Annotated in this window: 14 protein-coding genes; 5 read left to right on the top strand and 9 right to left on the bottom strand. The window is 75.1% G+C overall.

Features of this window, described 5'->3' with window-relative positions; all coding sequences use genetic code 11:
- Window positions 1-8: 8 nt before the first annotated feature.
- The 3 genes from ACIQVI_RS20410 to ACIQVI_RS20400 form a co-directional block, all read right to left on the bottom strand.
- On the bottom strand, window positions 9-1,229 hold the full coding sequence (locus ACIQVI_RS20410; RefSeq protein WP_403597682.1) for an FAD-dependent oxidoreductase: 1,221 nt from the start codon (window positions 1,227-1,229) through the stop codon (window positions 9-11).
- Window positions 1,226-2,605: an FAD-dependent oxidoreductase gene (locus ACIQVI_RS20405; RefSeq protein WP_403597679.1), complete on the bottom strand. Its 1,380-nt coding sequence runs from the start codon at window positions 2,603-2,605 to the stop codon at window positions 1,226-1,228. The genes ACIQVI_RS20410 and ACIQVI_RS20405 overlap by 4 nt, the downstream gene beginning before the upstream one ends.
- A gap of 110 nt (window positions 2,606-2,715) precedes the next feature.
- Window positions 2,716-4,182, bottom strand: a complete 1,467-nt coding sequence (locus tag ACIQVI_RS20400) for an FGGY family carbohydrate kinase (protein WP_403597676.1) — start codon at window positions 4,180-4,182, stop codon at window positions 2,716-2,718.
- 305 nt (window positions 4,183-4,487) lie between these two features.
- Between ACIQVI_RS20400 and ACIQVI_RS20395 the strand changes: the two genes are divergently transcribed.
- From ACIQVI_RS20395 to ACIQVI_RS20380, 4 genes are all read left to right on the top strand, one after another.
- Window positions 4,488-5,462, top strand: a complete 975-nt coding sequence (locus ACIQVI_RS20395) for a hypothetical protein (protein ID WP_351973992.1) — start codon at window positions 4,488-4,490, stop codon at window positions 5,460-5,462.
- A 90-nt stretch (window positions 5,463-5,552) separates the two neighbouring features.
- Window positions 5,553-7,085 (top strand): amino acid permease, encoded by a 1,533-nt coding sequence (locus ACIQVI_RS20390; RefSeq protein WP_351973991.1) that lies wholly within the window; start codon window positions 5,553-5,555, stop codon window positions 7,083-7,085.
- Window positions 7,086-7,169: 84 nt separating this feature from the next.
- Window positions 7,170-7,910, top strand: a complete 741-nt coding sequence (locus ACIQVI_RS20385; RefSeq protein WP_403597672.1) for a class I SAM-dependent DNA methyltransferase — start codon at window positions 7,170-7,172, stop codon at window positions 7,908-7,910.
- Window positions 7,911-7,998: 88 nt separating this feature from the next.
- Window positions 7,999-8,904, top strand: a complete 906-nt coding sequence (locus tag ACIQVI_RS20380) for an ADP-ribosylglycohydrolase family protein (RefSeq protein WP_403597669.1) — start codon at window positions 7,999-8,001, stop codon at window positions 8,902-8,904.
- A gap of 63 nt (window positions 8,905-8,967) precedes the next feature.
- On the opposite strand, the gene ACIQVI_RS20375 is transcribed toward ACIQVI_RS20380, so the two are convergent.
- Window positions 8,968-9,723 (bottom strand): GntR family transcriptional regulator, encoded by a 756-nt coding sequence (locus ACIQVI_RS20375; RefSeq protein WP_351973409.1) that lies wholly within the window; start codon window positions 9,721-9,723, stop codon window positions 8,968-8,970.
- A 183-nt stretch (window positions 9,724-9,906) separates the two neighbouring features.
- Between ACIQVI_RS20375 and ACIQVI_RS20370 the strand changes: the two genes are divergently transcribed.
- Complete coding sequence (locus ACIQVI_RS20370) at window positions 9,907-11,247, top strand: DUF2252 domain-containing protein (protein WP_403597666.1); 1,341 nt, start codon at window positions 9,907-9,909, stop codon at window positions 11,245-11,247.
- Window positions 11,248-11,307: 60 nt separating this feature from the next.
- On the opposite strand, the gene ACIQVI_RS20365 is transcribed toward ACIQVI_RS20370, so the two are convergent.
- From ACIQVI_RS20365 to dhaL, 5 genes are all read right to left on the bottom strand, one after another.
- Complete coding sequence (locus ACIQVI_RS20365) at window positions 11,308-12,699, bottom strand: FAD-dependent monooxygenase (RefSeq protein WP_351973407.1); 1,392 nt, start codon at window positions 12,697-12,699, stop codon at window positions 11,308-11,310.
- A gap of 70 nt (window positions 12,700-12,769) precedes the next feature.
- Window positions 12,770-13,309: a PadR family transcriptional regulator gene (locus ACIQVI_RS20360; protein WP_403597662.1), complete on the bottom strand. Its 540-nt coding sequence runs from the start codon at window positions 13,307-13,309 to the stop codon at window positions 12,770-12,772.
- Window positions 13,310-13,395: 86 nt separating this feature from the next.
- Complete coding sequence (locus ACIQVI_RS20355; protein ID WP_403597659.1) at window positions 13,396-15,411, bottom strand: FAD-dependent oxidoreductase; 2,016 nt, start codon at window positions 15,409-15,411, stop codon at window positions 13,396-13,398.
- Window positions 15,412-15,553: 142 nt separating this feature from the next.
- Complete coding sequence (locus ACIQVI_RS20350) at window positions 15,554-15,994, bottom strand: PTS-dependent dihydroxyacetone kinase phosphotransferase subunit DhaM (protein WP_403597656.1); 441 nt, start codon at window positions 15,992-15,994, stop codon at window positions 15,554-15,556.
- Between the two features lie 65 nt (window positions 15,995-16,059).
- On the bottom strand, window positions 16,060-16,683 hold the full coding sequence (gene dhaL, locus ACIQVI_RS20345; protein WP_403597653.1) for a dihydroxyacetone kinase subunit DhaL: 624 nt from the start codon (window positions 16,681-16,683) through the stop codon (window positions 16,060-16,062).
- Window positions 16,684-16,707 lie beyond the last annotated feature (24 nt).

The following is a 16,707-nucleotide window of genomic DNA, read 5'->3' as shown; positions in this document are numbered from 1 at the left end:
CCGGAGCCTCACGCCTCCGCGGACCCCTCCTCCGCGCGGACCGTCACGGGCCCGCCCGCCGGATCCGCTCCGCGCGTCCAGCCCGGCCCGAGCCGTACGGAACGCCACGGCACGAGCGTCCCGCGCAGCCGCTCGCTCCGGAGCCGTACGCCGTCCTGGGCGACGGTCAGGACCGGTCGTACGAGACGGCGCTCCGGCCGTACGAGCAGGGGCGCGGCCTCCGGGCCGAGGAGTCCGGGCGTCACCCACCGCAGTGGTCCCGCCGCCGTGACCGGGGCCATACCCGTGCTTCGGGGGAGGCCGTGGAGGTGGTCGAGCACCGCGTCGGCCGCCGCCCGTCCCTCGGCGGCGGCCACCGGGGCCGGTTCCCCGCCGTGCAGGAGGCCGCCGGCCGCGAAGACCCCGGGAGCGGCGGTGCGGAAGGCGCCGTCCGTCACCGGGCCCCGGGTGCCCGGCGCGAGCGGCAGCCCGCGGGCGCGGGCGAGCTCGTGGTCCGGGATCCAGTCGCCGGTGAGGACCACCGTGTCGCACCGCAGGACGGACGCGCGGCCGTCCCGCCCCCGGACCGCGACCCCGGTCGCCCGGCCGCGTCCGAGCAGCTCCGTCACGACCGTGCCCGTGAGCACCGGAACGGCCCCGAACCCGACCGACACAAAGGGGAGTTCGGTGACGACCGCCGCCACCTCCACCCCGGCCGAGCGCAGCGTCCGCACCGCACCCCGGGCCACCGGCTCGCCGCCGACGACCACCGCCCGCCGGCCCACGTGCTCGCTCCGGGCCCCGAACAGCGCCACCGTCCGCTGGAGTTCGCCCGTGGTCAGCACTCCGGCGGGCCGGGTGCCGGGAACGAGCCGGGCGCTGCGGGGCCGTTCGCGGGCCCCGGTGGCGAGGAGCACCGCGCGGGCCGCGATCCGTTCGAGTCCGGCCGGGGAGGTGACGTCCAGGGCGAGCGGCCCGGCCCAGCCCGTGGCCGAGACGCCGGTGCGGACGGCGGCCCCGGCCCGCAGGGCCTCCCGCACCGCGCGCCGCGCGTAGCCCGGCCCGTCCAGGGGCCGCCCCCGCGCGTCCGCGCCGAACCCGGGGCGGACGCAGTGGCGCGGGGCCCCGCCCGCCTCCGGCTCCCGCTCCAGGACCTCGACACGGCCCGCGCCCGCCGCCGCGAGCCGGGCGGCCGCGGCGAGCCCGGCGGGACCCGCGCCCACGACGAGCACGTCGACCGTACGGTTCACCGGCCGTCCCCCTCGTACGCCCCCGGAGGGTTCCGGGCCTCCTCGAACAAGGCCCGGACCTCCGGGCCGCAGAAGTTCCCCTGGCAGCGGCCGCCCCGCGCGCGGGTCCTGCGCCGCAGTCCGTCGAGGCCGCCCGGGGGGATCGTGGAGGCGAGCGCGGCCCGGATCTCGCCCCGGGTGACCCGCTCGCAGTGGCAGACGACCGCCCCGAAGTCGGGGTCGCGGGCGATGAGTCCGGCGTCCCGGTACGGCCGGGGGAAGGCCTCGCCCAGGTTCGGCACGCGGACCGGGGCGAGCGGCCGCTCCGGTCCCGGGTCGAGTCCGCAGTCGGCCAGGAAGCCGAGCACGTGCTCGGCGATCGCCAGGGAGGCGCTGAGCCCCGTGGACCGGATCCCGCCCACCGTCACGTACCGCAGGGCGGGATGCGCGGCGATCCGGTAGTCCTCCCGGCCGGTGGCGGCCCGCAGTCCCGCGTAGACGGCGGTGACCTCCTCGTCGAGCAGCGCGGGGAGCACCCGGCCGCCCTGTTCGAGGAGGCCGGCGATCCCCCCGGCCGTCGTGCCGGTCGCGGTCCTGTCGTCGAGGTCCTCGGCGGTGGGCCCGAGCATCACGTTCCCGTACACGGTGGGGGAGACGAGCACGCCCTTGCCGAGCGGTCCCGGCACGGGGAGCAGGATGTGCCGGACCAGGTCGCGGGCGAACTTGTCGAAGACGAGCAGCTGGCCCCGGCGCGGGGTGACCGTGAAGTCCTCGCGCCCGACCAGGGCGTCGAAGGCGTCGGCGTACAGCCCGCAGGCGTTGACGAGGTGACGGGTCCGGAGCGGGCCGCGCCGGGTGACGAGCCGGTGGTGCGGATCGCCCGGACGCACCTCCTCCACCCGGCAGTTCAGGTGCAGGTCCACCCCGGAGCGGACGGCCTGCGTGGCGTACGCGAGGACGGTCGTCCACGGGCAGACGATCGACTCGCCCGGCACGTCGAGCGCCGCGAGCGCGCCGGGCCCCAGGTGCGGCTCGCGGGCGGCCAGTTCGGTGGCGCCGATGATCCGGGTGGTGCGGTGGCCGTTGCGTCCGGCCTTCTCCGCGAGGCGGGGGAGCGCGGCGCGCTGTGCCTCGTCCCGGGCGACGAGCAGGGCGCCGAGCGGCTCCACGGGGATGCCGGTCTCCCGCGCGTACGCGGTGAGCAGCCGGTGCCCCTCGCGGACGAGCCGGGCCTCCAGGGTGCCGGGGACGGCGTCGAAACCGGTGTGCAGGATGGCCGTGTTGGCCTTCGAGGTGCCGTCGCCCACGTCGTTCGCGGCCTCCACGAGAGCGACCCGCAGCGGGTGACGGGCGAGCGCGCGGGCGATCGCGGCCCCGACGACCCCGGCCCCGACCACCACGACGTCGTACGCGGCACCCTCGCCGCCGGGGAGGGGCCCCGTCCGGGTGACCTCTCCGGCAACCCTCGCGCCGCCCTGCCGTCGACCGTCGGGGCCCCCGGTGGCCCTCACCCCGCCCCGCCGTCGCCCGCCGTCGCCCCCGGCCGCTCCAGCAGCGCCGCGACCTCCGCGCGGAACCGGGCCAGGCGCGCCTCCGCCTCGTCGGCGGAGATCCGGGGCTCGTACACCGCCGACGGCTTCCACTCCGGTACGGCCTCCCGGAGCGCGAGCCCCGGGAAGCGGCCCAGGCGGGCGACCGCGCCGACCCCCAGGGCCGTGGCGTCGGGCAGGGCGGAGACCTCGACCGGCCGTTGCAGCAGGTCGGCCTGGGTCTGCATGAGGAGCACGCTCCGGGTCAGGCCGCCGTCGGCGCGCAGCGAGGTCGGCGGCGCGCCCCGGTCCGCCGCCGCGGCCGAGGCGAGCTCCACGACCTGGGCGGCGACGCCCTCGCACAGGGCCCGCACCAGGTGCCCGGGGCCGGTGTCCAGGCCGAGGCCGGTGAGCGAGCCGCGCACGTCCCCCCGCCACCAGGGCGCGGCGAGCCCGGCGAACGCGGGGACGAACGTGACGCCCCCGGCGTCCGGGACGGCGCCGCCGACCGCGTCGAGGTCCCCGGCCCCGGAGATCACCCCGAGGTCGGTGAGCCAGCGCACGGCCGACGCCACCGTGTACACCTGGCCGTCCAGGCAGTGGGTGACCTGCCCGCCGAGCCGCCAGGCGACACAGCTCACCAGGCCCGAGGCGGCCCGCAGAGGGGCGGAGCCGGTCCGCGCGAGCAGGAAGGCCCCCGTGCCGTACGTGCACTTGACGGCGGCCGGGTCGTCGGCGCTCTGCGCGAGCAGCGCCGCCTGCTGGTCCACCAGGAGGCCGGTGAGGGGGAGCGGCGGCCCGAAGGCGGTCGTGGTGCCCACGGGCGCGTCGCAGTCCACCACCCGGGGCAGCGGCTCGCCGCCGAGTCCGTACAGGTCGAGGGCGGTCTCCGACCAGGAGACCGTGTCGAGGTCGAGGAGCCCGGTGCGCCCGGCGGTCGCCGCGTCGGTGACGAAGGCGCCGGTGAGCCGGTGGACGAGCCAGGCGTCGCTGGTGGTGACGGCGCCCGCGCCGGTGGCGTGGCGGCGGATCCAGGCCATCTTCGGCGCGGCGAAGTAGGGGTCCACCGGCAGGCCGGTCAGACGGCGCAGCTCCTCCGCGTGCGGAGCGAGTTCCGCGCAGATCCCGGCGGCCCTGCGGTCCTGCCAGACGAGCGCGTCGGTGAGCGGTTCGCCGGTGGCGGGGTCCCAGGCGAGCACGGTCTCGCCCTGGTTGGCGAGGCCGACGGCCACGACCGGGACGCCCGCGTCGGCGAGCGCCGCCCGCCCCGCGGCGACCACGGAGCCGTACAGCTCGCGCGGGTCGGCCTCGACCAGGCCGCCCGGCAGGTACCGGGGCCGGACCGGCGCCGCACCGCTGCCGAGGACGCCGCGTTCCGGACAGAGGACGAGGGCCTTCGTGCCCGACGTGCCCTGGTCGACGGCGAGTACCGGGCCGCCCGTCATCCTGTCGCTCCCGTCCGGTGGTCCCGTTCGGTGACCGTCCGGTCACCGAAAAGGGTCAGGGTGCCGTCGGCGCGGGGCTTCGTCAAGCCTCGCCGGGCGACCCCGTCAGGTCCGTGAGCGAACCTGACAGTAAGTCAAATTCGGTCGTTGGCTTGATAGTTGCCGTCGAGAAAGAAAGAGGACCGGTCGAGTCCAGAGCGCTCTATAGTGATCGCCGATCAATGGCCGGGACACCGTCCACGGGGCTGACCACCCCTCCCCATCCACCGAGGAACCATGCCGCCCACACCACGCCCCGCCCCCTGATGGCCGGCCAAGGCTTCCGGCCCGTCTACCACCCGGCGGGCCACGACCACGCCCTGCGCCACGCCCTCCAGGACTTACGCACCGGCCGCTGGGTGGCCATGGCCCGGCTGCTCGACGAGACCTCCGACTGGGGCGCCTGGACCCGGCGCACCCAGGTCCTCGCCACCGTCGCCGCCGGCACCGACGTCGTCCGCACCTGGCGCGACGAGCAGCCGGAGAGCCCCGCCATGGCGGTGATGCACAGCCGCGTCGCCGTCGAGCGGGCCGTCCGCGCCCACCGCTCGGGACACGCCCGCGCCGGACAGCTCCGGCAGGAGGCCAGGGCCGCCTGCCACGAGGCCGTCGACCGCTCGCCCGCCGACCCGGTGCCCTGGGTGGGCCTGCTCGCCCTCGCCGCCCTCGACGGCCCCCAGCACCGGGCCGAGCACCGGGTCGCCCCACCGGCCCCCATGCTGCCGCCCGGCCCCTGGGGCCTGCTCGCCGAGTCGGAGAAGCGCCACCCGCACAACCGCGAGGCGCACCACCGGATGCTCCAGTTCGTCTACGCCCGGCGCTCCGGACCGCTCTCCGAAGCCGTCAACTACTCCCACTGGGCCGCCTCTTCCGCACCCGTCGGCTCCGCCCTGCACGCCCTGCCGCTCTACGTGCGCGTCGAGCGCTACCGGCGCGAGCGCGGCCACGAGCGCGCCCTCGACCTGCACTGGGTCGCCGAGGACGCCGTGCGCGACGCCCAGCGGGCCCTGGACACCTGGTTCTTCTTCTGCGCCGTCGACGAGGCCTCCCTGCTCGACCTCAACCACCTGGCGCACGCCCTCTTCGGCGCCCTCCGCTTCGACGACGCGACCCGGGTCTTCGAGGCGCTCGGCCCGTACTACACGACACTGCCGTGGGCCCACCGGACCGCCCGTCCGGACGACCGCGCCCTCGCCGAAGAGGTCTTCCTCCGGGCCCGCGCGCGCTGTCTCGGCGACTGACGCCCGCCCGGCCCCTTCCCGTACTCCCCCCGGCCCCTTCCCCTTTCCGTCCCCCTTTTCCCGCTCACCGTTCGTCCCCCGGAGGTCCCCATGGCCCGCACCGAAGCGCCCGCCGACGCGATACGCAAGCCACCGCCCGTCCAGGACGAGGAGGAGAGGCTGAGGGAGCTCGGCTACCAGCCCGTCCTCGCCCGCCGCATGGGCGGCTTCGGCAACTTCGCGATCAGCTTCTCGGTCATCTCGGTCCTCTCCGGCTGCATGACCCTCTACGGCTTCGGCCTGGGCACCGGCGGCCCCGCCGTCATGCTGTGGGGCTGGGCCGGCGTCGGCCTCTTCGTCCTGTGCGTCGGCCTCGCCCTCGCCGAGGTCACCAGCGCCTACCCGACCTCCGGCGCCCTCTACTACATGGCCGACCGGCTCGGCGGACGCCGCTGGGGCTGGTACACCGGCTGGCTGAACCTCCTCGGCCTGCTCGGCGCCATCGCCGGCATCGACTACGGCGCCGCCCTCTTCACCGGGGCCTTCCTCAACCTCCAGTGGGGCTTCGAACCCACCGTCGGCTCCACCTTCCTCATCTTCCTGGCGATCCTGCTGCTCCACGCCGTCCTGAACCTCTTCGGCGTCCGCCTGGTCAGCGTGCTGAACTCCATCAGCGTCTGGTGGCACCTGGCCGGCGTCGCCGTCATCGTCGGCGCCCTCGCGATCATCCCGGAGCGGCACCAGTCCGCCGAGTTCGTCTTCACCGAGTTCGTCAACGACACCGGGTGGGCCAACCCCTTCTACGTGGCCGCGATCGGCCTGCTCCTGGCCCAGTACACCTTCTGCGGCTACGACGCCTCCGCCCACCTCTCCGAGGAGACCTCGAACGCCTCCGTCGCCGCCGCCAAGGGCATCGTGCGGGCCATCTGGGTCTCCTGGATCGCCGGCTTCGCCCTGCTCGCCGGACTGACCTTCGCGATCCAGGACTACGCCGCCACGCAGAACAGCGCCACCGGCGTCCCGCCCGCCCAGATCCTCCTGGACGCGCTCGGCACCGGCGGAGCCACCGCCCTGCTGCTCGTCGTGATCGTCGCCCAGCTCTTCTGCGGCAACGCCGAGGTGGCCGCCGCGAGCCGGATGGTCTTCGCCTTCAGCCGGGACAACGCCCTGCCCGGCTCGGCGCTCTGGCGGAAGGTCAGCACCCGCACCCAGACCCCCGTCCCCGCCGTCTGGCTCTCGGTCGGCGTGGCCGCGCTCATCGCCGTGCCCTCGCTGTACTCGGCCACCGCCTACGGCGCCGTGACCGCCATCAACGTCATCGGCATCACGCCCGCCTACGCCATCCCGATCTACCTGCGGCTGCGCGCCGGGAAGCGCTTCACCCCCGGCCCGTGGAGCCTGGGCCGCTGGAGCAGGCCGATCGGCTGGACCGCCGTCGTCTGGGTGGCCCTGGTGACCGTCCTCTTCTGCCTGCCGCAGAAGTCGCCGGTGACGGTCGACACCATGAACTACGCCGTCATCGCCCTCGCCGTCGTCCTCGTCCTGGCCAGCGTCTGGTGGTACGTCGCCCGCCGCTCGTACGGCACGCCGACCGCGTACGGCACGGCCCGCGAGGAGGCGGACATCGCGGAGGGGATCGTCTAGGGCCCGCCCGGTGGGCCGAGGGCCCCGCTCGGCGGCAGGTAAATGCGTCGACAGCGTCCCCGGCGCTCGGCAGAGTGGACGTCCATGACGAGCAGCGAACTGTGGACCCGTGCGACCGCCGACCGCTACGACGCCGAGGAGACCGAGATGTCCTCGGCCGCCGTCCTCGGACCGACTCTCGACTTCCTCGCCGACCTCGCCGGAGACGGCCGGGCGCTGGAGTTCGCCGTCGGGACCGGCCGCGTGGGCGTCCCGCTCCGGGAGCGCGGCGTGCCGGTGGTGGGGATCGAGCTGTCCGAGCACATGGCGGCGGTGCTGCGGCGCAAGGCCGACGAGGACACGCTCCCCGTGGCCATCGGGGACATGGCCACCACGACCGTCCCCGGCGGGTTCGCCCTGGTCTACCTCGTCTACAACACCATCTCGAACCTGCTCACGCAGGACGAGCAGGTCGAGTGCTTCCGCAACGCCGCGCGGCACCTGGAGCCCGGCGGCCGGTTCGTCGTCGAGCTGGTCGTGCCGCCGCTGCGGTCCCTGCCGCCCGGCCAGGTCGCGGTGCCGTTCGACGTCTCCGAGCGGCACCTCGGCTTCGACACCTTCGACCTGGTCGAACAGGTCCTGGTCTCGCACCACTTCACCCGCGACGGCGACGACGGCCGCTACCGCCGGGGCAACTCCCGGCACCGCTACGCCTGGCCGGCCGAACTCGACCTGATGGCGCGGATCGCCGGGCTCGAACTCGAACGCCGCGTCGCGGACTGGGACGGGTCGCCGTTCGTCCAGGACTCCGCGAAGCACGTCTCCGTGTGGCGCAAGCCCGTCTGAGGCCGGGGGCCGGGAGTCCGGCTGAGGCCGAGCCCGGCGGCGCCGAAAACGGAGTGCCGGAGAACAGGCGCGTCGCGATACTGACCCGATGAGCAACCTGCCTGCCGCCGTACGGGATTCGCTGCACGGACTCGCGTTCGGCGACGCCTTCGGCGACCGCTGGTTCGGCATCCTGCGCAGGGACGGCACGGCGGCCCTGGAGGCGCGGACCCCGCCCCCGGAGCCGCTGTGGCGGTGGAGCGACGACACCGCCCAGGCGCTGGTCCTCGTCCGGGAGCTGATCGAGGGCGGGGGCACCGTCGACCGGGACCGTCTGGCCCTGCGCCTCGCGGCGGCCTACGCCGAGGACACGCACCGGGGCTACGGGGCCTCCATGCACGACGTGCTGCGCCGGATCGCCGCGGGCGAGCCCTGGCGGGACGTGGTGGCCGGACAGTTCGGCGGGCAGGGCTCCTGGGGCAACGGCGCGGCCATGCGGGCCGCCCCGCTCGGTGCCTGGCACGCCGCCGACCTCGACGCGGCGGCCGAGCAGGCCGCCCGCCAGGCCGAGGTCTCGCACCACCACCCGGAGGCCGTCGCCGGAGCGGTGGCGGTCGCCCTCGCCGCGGCGCTGGCGACCCGAGGCCGGGGCGGACCCGCCCCGGCCGGACCGGACTTCCTCCGGGCGGTCGCCGAACGGCTCCCCGACAGCGACGTCCGGTCGGGGGTCCGGATCGCGGCCCGGATGCCGGAGCGCACCTCGGTCCGGCACGCCGCGGAGGTCCTGGGCTCCGGCTACCGGATGTCGGGGCCCGACACCGTCCCGTACGCCCTGTGGTGTGCGGCGGGGCACCTCGACGACCTGCACGAGGGCCTGTGGGTCACGGTCGCCGGGCGCGGCGACATCGACACCACCTGCGCCATCGCGGGCGGGGTCGTCGCCGCCCGCACCGGCGTCGCCGCCCTGCCTCCCGCCTGGCACGCGGCCCTTGAACCGCTGCCCCCCGTGGCGTGACGCGGTGAGCGACGGACGCCCGGGCCGCATCGACGCGGCCCGGACGTCCGTCGCGTCGTGCGGTCAGGCGCTGAACTCGTAGGTCCAGGCCGCCGACCGGGCCGCGACATCGATGTCCGAGATCTCCAGGGCGCGTCCGTGCTGATCGCTGACCACCCGGTGGACGAGCAGCCGGGCCGCGCCGCCGGCCGTCGTCCCGGGGTCGGCCGGCACGCCCACCGACTCCCGGTGGACGACCCGCAGCCCCGCCTGGTGCATCCAGTGGTAGAGCAGGCGCAGATCGGGCTGCTGGCGGCAGTCCCGGCCCCGCCGGTAGCGGGCCAGCTGGGGGATCTCGGTGAGCGCGGGCCGGGAGAACCACGACACCGCCCGCTGGAGCGCCGATCCCCGGGGATCGAGCACCGCGTGCCGGTGGACGAGCGTCGGTTCGCCGGGGGCGAGCAGCAGGCGCGGGGCGAGCGGGACGGGCGGCGGCTCCCAGGCGAGCGAGGCCCGCACCAGCGTCCCCGCCGCGCGGGGCCCGCCGGGGAAGGACGGCCGGTGGACCCTGGGGCCGGGATCCTCGGCGCGGGCCTCGGCCCCGGGACCCGCGGCGAAGGTGCCGCGCCGGTCGGTGACGACGAGTCCCTCGTCGCGGAGGAGCTGGAGCGCGCTCCGTACGGTCTGCCGGTTGACGTGGTAGCGCTGGGACAGCGAACGTTCCGAAGGGAGTCTGCTGCCGGGGGAGATGCGCCGCTGGGCGAGATCCTCACGCAGGGCGGCGGCGACCCGGAGGTAGAGCGGCACTTCCGCCGCCGCCCCGGAATCGGGCTCGGCCATGATCAACCCTCTCTTTGCTCAGCGTGACCGCATGGGCCGTATGGGTGATCAATTCCTATCATTGGTCTAAACCATTTTGCCAGTCCCGGCGGAAAGAGTGGCCGAAACGCGCGTTGCGCCTTGTAATGAGGTTCCAGGTGACGGGGCCGAGTCCGCCCCGGCGGGAGAGGCGGGTGAGGCCGGATGACGACGCCGTCGGAGCGCGCCGCACGGGGCAGGGAGGCCCGCAAGCGCGTCTCCCGATCCTCCCACGGCCGCTGGATACCCAGCTCCCAGCGGCCCGACCCGCTGGGCGTCCTGGAGCGCCAGTCCCGGGACCGGCTGCCCGACCTCGTCCCCCTCCGGTACGGCAGGATGGCGTCCTCCCCCTTCGCGTTCCTGCGCGGCGCCGCCGCCGTCATGGCCGCCGACCTCGGCGCCCAGCCCGACACCGGGCTCACCGTCCAGCTGTGCGGCGACGCCCACCTCCTCAACTTCGGCGTCTACGCCTCACCCGAACGGACGCTCCTCTTCGACGTGAACGACTTCGACGAGACCCTCCCCGGCCCCTTCGAATGGGACGTGAAACGGCTCGCCGCCAGCGTCACCGTCGCGGCCCTCCAGAACGGCGCCACCAGGACCAAGGCCCGCCGCGCCGCCCTCGTCGCCGTCGAGTCGTACCGCACGTCCATGCGCCGCCTGGCCGGCCTCGGGGAACTCGCCGTCTGGTACGAGCGGATCGCCGCCGACGACCTCCCGGCCCTGGTCCGCCGGAGCGACCGCGGCCGCCTGGAGAACCGGCTCGCCCGCGCCCGCCGCCGCACCAGCCTCCAGGCCTTCGACAAGCTCACCGAGGCGGACGCGACCGGACACCGGCACATCGCCGACGACCCGCCGCTCCTCGAACGCACCACGGACATTGACCGGGTCACCCTCGGCAAGGTCTTCAGCGACTACCGCAGTTCCCTCGCCGAGGAACGGCGGCTGCTCCTCGACCGCTACCGCTTCCTCGACGCCGCCCGCAAGGTCGTCGGGGTCGGCAGCGTCGGCACCCGCTGCTTCGTCCTCCTCCTCGAAGGCCGCAACGAGGCCGACCCGCTCATCCTCCAGATCAAGGAGGCCGGCCACTCCGTCCTGGAGGAGTACCTGGCCCCCACCGCCTACCCCCACCAGGGGCAGCGGGTCGTCTGCGGCCAGCGCCTCATCCAGGCCGCCAGCGACATCTTCCTCGGCTGGATGACCGGCCCCGAACAGCGCCACTTCTACTGGCGTCAACTGCGCGACATGAAGGGCTCGGCCGAGGTGGAGACCATGTCCCCGGCCATGCTGCGGGACTACGCCCGGCTCTGCGGCCGGGCCCTGGCCCGCGCCCACGCCCGCTCCGGCGACCGCGTCGCCATCGCCGCCTACCTCGGCGGCTCGGACGTCTTCGACCACGCCCTCGCCGACTTCGCGCTCGCCTACGCCCACCAGAACGCCGACGACTACGCGGCGCTCGGCGCGGCCATCGCCGCCGGCATGATCACGGCGGCCCCGGGAGTCTGAACCGGACGCCGGCTTCCGCCGGCCGCCCCCGTCCCGGCCCCGGGGCCTCACCCGGACGGCCTACGCGTCGCGCCGCAGCGGCGGCCCGGACGGCGTCTCGACGGGCGGCCCGAAGAGCACCGCCCGGGCCACCGACGGCGCGAACAGGGCCGTCAGCGGCGCGGTCAGACTGAACACCGAGCGGAACGCCGCCCCGACGGCCGGATCGCCCGCCGCCCGCTGCTGCACCCGGCCCAGGTACCAGCCGACCGCGCGGTCCAGCGGACCGGGGCTCGCCGCGTCCCCCGTGGCCCCGGGCATCTTCTTGTCGGCGCCCGCCGAGATGTCCCAGGCCTGCTTCGAGGCGTCCAGGAGCGCCCGCTGCACCACCCGCGTCGTCGGCGTCCGCCCCGGATCGGCGAGCGCCCGGCGCAGCGCGACCGCGCTGAGCGCGGCGACCGCCATGCCCTGCCCGTAGATCGGGTTGAAGGCGCACAGCGCGTCGCCCGTGGCGAGGAAACCGGCCGGGCGGCGCCCCGGACGGTCGTACCGGCGCCGGACGTTGGCGGTCTTCCGGAAGCCGTACACCGGCGACTCCGGCTCCGCCCGGGCCAGCCAGTCGCTGATCACCGGATGCGGCAGCCGCTTGGCGTACTCCTCGAACGCGCCCTCCTCGGCGGGCGGTTCGTCGCCGCGCAGCCCCGAGAGGGTCACCAGGTGCCGCCCGTCGCCGAGCGGCAGCACCACGCCGCCGTACACCTGCCCGGGGTTCGGCACGATGTAGTGGCCGAGCGCGTCGGTGTCCGGGCCGCCGGACGGCGTCCCGTAGACCCGGGTCGCGTACGCCAGGCCCGTGTCGAGGGTCTCCTCGTGCGGCGCCTCCGCGCCGATGCCCGCCAGCCAGTCCGCGGCCTTCGTGGACCGCCCGGAGGCGTCCACCACCAGATCGGCCGCCAGCGTACGGGTCTCCCCGCCGGCCCCCGCGCCGCGCTCCCGCAGCCGTACGCCCCGCACGCGCGAAGAGTCCCCCGTCAGGCCCACGGTCTCGGTGCCCTCGACCAGCTCGATCCGCGGATCCGCGAACACCCGCCGCCGCACCAGCCACTCCAGCTGCGGGCGCGGACCGGTGAAGAAGTGCGCGGTCGCGGGAGACCGGCGGAACCAGCTGCCGTTCTGCCACTGGATCATGTCCTGCGGGATGCCCACCTTCGGCGCGCCCAGCTCCCCCAGCTCCCGGGTGAAACCGGGGAGCAGCTCGTCGAACGCCTCCTGCCCGCCCGCGATCAGGACGTGGAGGTGCCGGCCCTGCGGAACGCCGGGCCTCGCCTCCGGTCCCTCGGGGAAGCGGTCGCGCTCGACGACCGTCACCTTCTCCGCGTGCTCGGCGAGGACCCGTGCGGCAAGCAGTCCAGCGAGACTTCCCCCGATGACCACCGCGTGACGTGTCGCGCGGCGCCCCAAGTCGTCGGTCATACCCGCCCTTTCGTGTCGTGGAACCGGCAGGCACCCAGTATCGCCCGGCACCGGGCCGTACCCGCCGGGGCTACTCCTCCCGATCCAGTTCCGCAAGGGCGCCGGTCAGCCATTCCACCCAGAAGCGCTCCAGGTCGATCCCGCCCCGCAGGACGAGGTGGCGCAGCCGGTCCGGCTCGGTGCTCCGCCGCTCCGCCGGGAAGTCCTTGGCCTCGATCGCCAGATACTCCGCCAACTGCTCGCGGTGCAGCGCGAGATGGCGCTCCAACTCGGGCCTCAGCCCCGTCGCGCCGACCATCGCGGCCGCCCGCATCCGCAGCAGCAGGGCGGACCGCATCGGCTTCGGGTCCTCGGACCTGGCGACCCAGTCGCCCAGCTCGGCGCGGCCCGCGGGCAGCACCTCGTACTCCTTCCGCTGTCCCCGGACGGGCACCGGGGCGGGCAGGGCGCGGATGTGCCCCGCCTGCTCCAGCCTGCCCAGCTCGCGGTAGATCTGCTGGTGCGTGGCCGACCAGAAGTAGCCGATCGACTTGTCGAAGCGGCGCGTCAGTTCGAGGCCGGAGGACGGCTTCTCGAGCAGCGCGGTGAGGATCGCGTGCGGCAGGGACATGCTCGCATCCTAGGTTCGGGGCCCGCGGCGACCACCGCGACCACGACAGTCGTGGTGGTCACCGCACACGGATCACCGGGCGGCGGTCACAGGGCGGCGGCGAGGCGGGTGCCCTGGTCGATGGCCCGCTTGGCGTCCAGCTCGGCGGCGACGTCCGCGCCGCCGATGAGGTGCGCCGTGCGGCCCGCCGCCACCAGCTCCTCGTACAGGTCCCGCCGCGGCTCCTGGCCCGCGCAGAGGACGACCGTGTCGACCGGGAGCACCCGGGACTCGCCGCCGATCGTGACGTGCAGGCCCTCGTCGTCGATCCGGTCGTACGTCACGCCCGCCACCATGGCCACGCCGCGGTGCTTGAGCTCGGTGCGGTGGATCCACCCGGTGGTCTTGCCGAGGCCCGCGCCGACCTTGCTGTCCTTGCGCTGGAGCAGGTGCACCTGGCGCGGGGGAGCGGTCCGCTCGGGCGTCCGCAGCCCGCCCCGGTTCTCGTACGAGGTGTCCACGCCCCACTGGCGGAAGTACGTCTCGGGGTCCCGGCTCGCGCCCTCCCCGCCGTCCGTGAGGAACTCCGCGACGTCGAAGCCGATGCCCCCGGCGCCGATGACCGCGACCCGCTCGCCGACCGGCGCGCCGTCCCGCAGCACGTCCAGGTAGCTGACGACGCTCGGGTGGTCCACGCCCTCGATGGCGGGGGTGCGCGGGGAGACGCCGGTGGCGACCACGACCTCGTCGTAGCCGTCCAGGTCGGCCGCCGCGACCGGGGTGTTCAGGCGCACCTCGACGCCGTGCTCGGCGAGCTGGACGCGGAAGTAGCGCAGGGTCTCGTCGAACTCGTCCTTGCCCGGCACCCGCTTGGCGACGTTGAGCTGGCCGCCGATCTCGGCGGCGGCGTCGAAGAGGGTGACGGCGTGGCCGCGCTCGGCCGCCGACACCGCGCAGGAGAGCCCGGCCGGGCCCGCGCCGACCACCGCGATCCGCTTGGCGCGGCGGGTGGGGGAGAGGACCAGCTCGGTCTCGTGGCAGGCGCGCGGGTTGACCAGGCAGGAGGTGATCTTCAGGCTGAAGGTGTGGTCCAGGCAGGCCTGGTTGCAGCCGATGCAGGTGTTGATGGTGTCGGCGCGGCCGGCCGTGGCCTTGGCGACGAAGTCGGGATCGGCCAGGAAGGGCCGGGCCAGGGAGACCAGGTCGGCGCGGCCGTCGGCGAGGATCTCCTCGGCGACCTCGGGGGTGTTGATGCGGTTGCTGGTGACGAGCGGGACGGACACCTCGCCCATCAGCCTCTTCGTCACCCAGGTGTAGGCGCCGCGCGGCACGGAGGTCGCGATGGTGGGGATGCGCGCCTCGTGCCAGCCGATGCCGGTGTTGATGATCGTGGCGCCCGCCGCCTCGATCTCCTTGGCGAGCCGGACGACCTCCTCCAGGGTGGAGCCGCCGGGGACGAGGTCCAGCATCGAGAGGCGGTAGACCAGGATGAAGTCCTCGCCGACCCGCTCGCGGATCCGGCGGACGATCTCCAGCGGGAAGCGGACGCGGTTCTCGTACGAGCCGCCCCAGCGGTCGGTGCGGTGGTTGGTCGCGGCGGCGATGAACTCGTTGATGAGGTAGCCCTCGGAGCCCATCACCTCGACGCCGTCGTACCCGGCCTCCTTCGCCAGTTCGGCGCAGCGGACGTAGTCCTCGACGGTCTGCTCGACCTCGGCGTCGGTCAGCTCGTTCGGCGCGAAGGGGCTGATGGGGGCCTTGAGGGGGCTGGGCGCGACCAGGGCGGGGTGGTACGCGTACCGGCCGAAGTGCAGGATCTGCATCGCGATCCGGCCGCCCTCCCGGTGCACGGCGTCGGTGATGAGCCGGTGCTCGGCGACCTCCTCGGCGGTGGTGAGCTTGGCCCCGCCGTCCCAGGGGCGGCCGGCCTCGTTGGGCGCGATGCCGCCGGTGACGATCAGGCCCACGCCGCCGCGGGCGCGCTCGGCGTAGAAGGCGGCCATCCGCGCGAACCCGTGCTCGGCCTCCTCCAGGCCGACGTGCATCGAGCCCATGATCACCCGGTTGGGCAGGGTGGTGAACCCGAGGTCGAGCGGGCTGAGCAGATGCGGGTACGGGGTCATGGGGGCGCCTCCTCGCGCAGGATCGTCACCCCCTGTTGTAGGGGACCCCCGCAGGTTATGCAACTAGTTGCAGAAGAATCGGGGCGTGATGTCTACTACTCGGTAACCACGCGCGGTGCCGGAGGGCCCGGGTCCGGTGCGTTCACACCTTCCGGTAGGAGTACGCCTCCGAGGCCGCGGCCTCCACCGCGTCGAGGTCCCCGCCCGCGCTCGCCGTCACCACCGCCGCGACCGCGCCCTCGACGAAGGGCGCGTCCACCAGGCGGGAGTTCCCGGGCAGCTCGTCGCCCTCGGCGAGGAGCGCCTTCACGGTGAGCACGGCGCTGCCCAGGTCGACCAGGAGCGCCACCCCGGCGCCCCGGTCGACGGCCTTGGCCGCCGCGGTGATCAGCTCGGAGCTCGTTCCCAGGCCGCCGTCCGGGGTCCCGCCCGCGGGCAGCACCAGGGGCGGCCCGTCGCCGCCGCCGGCGAGCCCCAGGGCCAGCCGGGCCACCGCCGCCGCGACCGTGGCGCTGTGCGAGACGAGCACGACGCCGACGGGCCCCGTACTCCCCGCCCCCGCTGCCCTCTCTGCCCCCTCCACTTCCTCTGCTCCCTCCACTTCCTCCGCTCCCTTCACTTCCTCTGCTTCCTCCGCCTTCGACGGGCTCACCCTTCCTCCCCTTCCGGGGCCGCCGTGGCGGCGAGCGCCGCGAACAGCAGGGCCGACGAGGTCGCCCCCGGGTCCTGGTGCCCGACCGACCGCTCGCCCAGATAGCTCGCCCTGCCCTTGCGGGCGCGCAGGGGCACGGTCGCGAGGGCGCCCTCCTCGGCGGCGGCGCGGGCCGCCGCGAACGACTCCGGCAGCGCCTCCACGGCCGGTACGAGCGCGTCCAGCATGGTCTTGTCGCCCACCCGGGCCCCGCCGAGCTGCGACACGGCGGCCACGCCGGCGCCGAGCGCCTCCGCGAGCCGCTCCCGCCCGACCCGGCCGTCGTCGCCCAGCGCCTTCCCCGCGCGCCGGAGGAGCGTCCCGTACAGCGGTCCGGACGCGCCGCCCACCGTGGAGATCAGCTGCCGTCCGGCGGTGGTGAGCACCGCGCCGGGCGTCCCGGGCGGCTCCTTCGCCAGGGTCTCGGCCACGGCGGCGAACCCCCGCTTCAGATTGGCGCCGTGGTCGGCGTCGCCGATGGCCGAGTCCAGCTCGGTGAGCCGGTCCGCCTCGCGGCCGACGTCCTCGGCCACCGCCGTCAGCCAGCGCACCAGGAACTCCGCGCCGAAGGTCTCCGTCATGCCGTCTCCCACTTCCGTACCGTC

Source organism: Streptomyces sp. NPDC098101, from assembly GCF_044760185.1.
Taxonomy (GTDB): Bacteria; Actinomycetota; Actinomycetes; order Streptomycetales; family Streptomycetaceae; genus Streptomyces.
This window is presented reverse-complemented; position numbering and strand designations above follow the sequence as displayed.